The sequence below is a fragment of the Penaeicola halotolerans genome, assembly GCF_016464625.1.
Taxonomy (GTDB): domain Bacteria; phylum Bacteroidota; class Bacteroidia; order Cytophagales; family Cyclobacteriaceae; genus Penaeicola; species Penaeicola halotolerans.
Genome location: NZ_JAEAGO010000138.1, coordinates 1 through 254 on the forward strand (window position 1 = coordinate 1; position 254 = coordinate 254).

Consider the following 254-nt stretch of genomic DNA (forward strand, 5'->3'; position numbering starts at 1 on the left):
GGAATGCATTTTGGATGTACTGCATCGGAAAATTTAAAACGCGAGTTTTCTGAGGAAACTGGCTTAGATGTAGATGTAAAAGCTTATCTTTTCGTTAACGAATACCTGGCAGCACCTCTTCACGCGATGGAACATTTCTTTCTCGTGGAGAAAATTGGAGGAAAATTAGCACTAGGAACGGATCCAGAGCTTTATCCAGATTCTCAAATTATCGAAGAAATCAAGTGGATGAGCATAAATGAAATCAAGTCATT

The 254-nt window shown here is 38.6% G+C and carries 1 protein-coding gene; it reads left to right on the forward strand.

Annotated elements, in window-relative coordinates; genetic code table 11:
* On the forward strand, nucleotides 1-254 hold a 254-nt coding region (locus I5349_RS13900; RefSeq protein ID WP_226391375.1), incomplete at both ends, for an NUDIX domain-containing protein.